This is a genomic window from Hydromonas duriensis (genome assembly GCF_004363775.1).
Lineage (GTDB): Bacteria > Pseudomonadota > Gammaproteobacteria > Burkholderiales > Burkholderiaceae > Hydromonas > Hydromonas duriensis.
Genome location: NZ_SNZE01000054.1, coordinates 1 through 3749, shown reverse-complemented (window position 1 = coordinate 3749; position 3749 = coordinate 1). Strand labels below are relative to the sequence as shown.

The window sequence follows — 3749 nt, the reverse complement described above, 5'->3', positions numbered from 1 at the left end:
ATCCTAGGGAGGTTCTAAGTCATGGCACGGCAGAATTTAAAACAAAAAATGAGTAAGTGGTTCAACGGAAGAGAATTGATGAAAACCGAGATGATATTTAGACGAATATTTACAATGTGGCGAGTACTGATGATGGTGGTGTTGTTCGCCGCATCAACTGCGCATGCAGCGATTAGCAATGTTACCCTAACAGTTTTAAGCGATGGCGTTGCACCATTCGATGCAACCGATGGTGCTGGGCTTGATAGTTCAGCAAGTAACGGAATTGCTCGAGCTTTAGATAAAGTTACATATAGAATTTCTTACTCATCAAGTGCGACGACTAGCTCAAAGTTCGTTTTGACACTACCTACAGGCGCTTCTTGGGATTTGGCAACAGTAGCTGCTTCTGTGTGTAATGGCCCAGGTGGCGGAAGTATTTCTGGTACAACGCTGACCTGTAACCGAATTCCTGTAGTCGGCGTTGAGTCTTTTAATGTCTCATTAGTTGCTAACACCATGGCCAATGGTGCAGTTGTGACGCCTACGGTTTCTGTTGATGGCGCTGCACCCGTTTCTGGTTCTTCAGTTACCGTTTCTGCTGCGCCTAAAGCTGTTTTTCAGGTATATAACAACAACTCTGTTTTGGTGCCAACGACGATGAGCGGTGTTGCGGGACAGTTGTTGCGAACAGAGTTTGTGGTTGGAATCCCTAAAACCACTGATGCTAGAGGTGCAGAGTCGATAGCCGCTGGTTCAACTTTTGAAATCTCAATGCAGCCAGGTGCTGTGATGGATCCAACGTCTTGCACTGGAACTGTTTCTTGTAGTCAACCTGGTGGGCCAGGTACTCCTGTGACGGTGACAATCACGCCTCAAATTAACTTTAATAACACTAGAGATAGTAGCACTTACTATACAAATTTCTCACCTGCAACAAACGTGGCTTTTTATAAAGAGTTGCGAATTTTTGTACCGAATGAGCCTAATTTTCCTGCTGGGCAAAAGTCTATTGCACACAACCAGTTTTCGAAATTTGATCCAAATAGCATATCAGGACAATCAAATTTTGGTTCGGGCTTTTCCAATGATATGGATCCGAGTTTTTCATGTAGTACAACAACGATTATCGCTACTTCTTATGCCTGTAATGGTCAGCAAGTGGATAGATCAACCCCCAACCCGAATGTTCTTTTCCCTATTTTTTCCTTGTTGACCGAAACATCAAGTCTGGCAGATTTGGTCTATGGTGACGATTCAAATTTAAATGGAAGAGAGTCTTCAACCAGTGAAACTATTTTGCCATCGGAAAGTTTTGTGTCTCACTCTGGTTTTACGATGAAAGACAGTGGCATTTCAACCATTTCTAATGCTGGGATTTGTGTCGTATTTAACAATGAGTTGATGACGCTCAATGGCGTTCCTTATGCCAAGTTTGCTAATACATTTACCAACGGATTTTCCGCTAATGTAGATGTTGCAGGCTCTGATCTAGTGGTCGAATATTCTGCTCAAACCTATGCTTCAGATGCAGATCGACGGGCTGCTAATTGTGGTATGGCGGGCGATGGCTCGAGTGGATGGTCAACCAATCCGAATGCTTTGCCCGGTGGTCAGTCATCCGTTACGGCCGTTCGTTTTAGATATGCTAATGGTAAAACCTTGGTGCCTGGCAATGGCATGGTGCTTAGCGTCCCATTTTCAAGGACATCAACAGCAGCTTCTTTAGCTTTGGCTGATCAAACGGTTGTTCCATGGTTCTGGCATACAAGCTATACAGATGACACGAGTAATACCAATCAATTTGCAAACTCTACATACAATGGCGCCGCTGGCAGTATTTTGAGGGGCGGAAGATTTACGACGGGCTCGGTTAAGGTTCATCATAAGATATCTGTATCAGGCCCCGTTGCACCTGGCTCTACGACTGCCATGACGATTACGCCACAACTTATTGGTGCAGGTGTCGCGGGTGTTGATTTAACTGCTAAAAATGTTTCTATCACAACATCTTTTCCTGATAATTGTGCGATGCCTGTCATAGCCAGTTTACCCTCAGGCGCATCTTTTACTCCTGGTGATTATGGTTCAGATGGGATTCCTTGTACTGCAGATGATGGCGCAGCTGGAAGGATTACCTTTGCTCTTGGTGATGTTGTTGCCCCAGGTGGAACAGTGACGTCACCATATGGTGGTCATATGACAGAATTGACCCCAATAGTATTTAATGTGCTGGCAACGAGTAACGCCTCAGCCTCAATCAAAACTTTGACTTCTGTTATATCTTCTTCCAGTGACAGTACGCCTGCCGTAATTAATGCAGCTTTGACGGAGGATCGCACAGAAACCTTAAACTTGGTTGTGAATGGCGCCGCGTCTTTTACAGCGAGCAAAAGTACATTTGGTACGACAGGAGGAAAAGTCGGAGCGAATGAGACTTTTGGTTATACGATTAACTTCGGTAATGGAGGTTCTCGAGATTCAGGCGTAGGTTATTTTGTCGATGTATTGCCTTTTGATGGTGACGACAACGGTACGACAGGTCTTGGTTCTGGCAAGTTTAAAGTGACCAGTTTGTCTGCGGCAATGAGTTCTGCAACAATGGGTGGAGTTACGATTCAGTACTCAACAGATAATGCTTTAAACATCCAAAATTCGGTCAAAGTTCCAGGGCAAGAAAACGGCAGCGTTGGAATTAATTGGATTGCCTATACTCAAAGTGCAACTTTACCTGATGGCGTTACAGCTATTCGTTTCATTACAGAAAATCCAATGTTGATTGGTAACTCAGGTACGGGTACGATTTTCTTACAAGCACCTACCATTAACTCATCATCTTCTTTAGTTAACTCAGTATGGGCGCGTACAGACTTGGTTAATGGTGACCCATTAAGTGCGCAAGTGATTCGTTCAGGTTCAGCTGTTACTGTTCAGGGACTTGACCCTGGAACTATTCGAGGTCGTGTGTATTTAGATGTGGACATGAATCATTTATATAATGCGGGTGATTTGGGGCTGACGCCAACAGTGGTTAAAATCGAATGTGTTTCAGGTGCATGTTTGACAGGTTTACAAGGTACTGTGTTTAGCATGACGGTGGATTCTACAGGCGGGTATTCTTTTGCTCCTGGAGCCACGGTATTTAGTAACGGTACAGCCACTGGCACGCCTATTACAAATTTCCAAGGTGTTTTATCAGGCACATGGAATATCACTGAGCAACCAGCGGTGAGTTTATCAACCGAGATATTCACGACACATGTGGGTACTGTTAATGGTAGCGCTTCAGGTACAGCAGCAGGTCGATCGATTACAGGTATTGTTATGCCTGTTAATGGGATTGGTGTGAACTATGACTTTGGTGAAATAGCTAACCCCGTGGTTGATACTGTTAAGTCCGCTTCACCTGCGGCTGGAACGACCGTAGAAATTGGTCAAGTAATTGAATACACCCTTAAAACAAAAGTGACAGGGAATCCAACGCAAGGCAATATTAATCTTAAGGACACCTTAGATGCTGGGTTAACAGTTAACTCAGTACCCAATGGATGCACTCTAACAGGGCAGGAGATTACATGTACTTTGCCTACAGGTACTGTTCAAGGCGACCACACCTTCACCTACAGTGCCACGGTGAATGCCTCAGCCGTGACCAAAGTCAACAACCAAGTGGTTGCAGACGTGGGTACATGTTCATCATGTAGCGTCAGCCATCCATTGTGGTCAGTGGTGACGAACAAGACATCAGACGCCGCGGCGAAGAAGAACGT

1 protein-coding gene is annotated in these 3749 nt (G+C 44.7%); it reads left to right on the top strand.

The window, feature by feature from the left end; translation table 11 throughout:
* Window positions 1-48: 48 nt before the first annotated feature.
* Window positions 49-3749, top strand: a 3701-nt coding sequence (locus DFR44_RS11115; protein ID WP_162845260.1) for an isopeptide-forming domain-containing fimbrial protein, incomplete at its 3' end; no start/stop codon positions are given.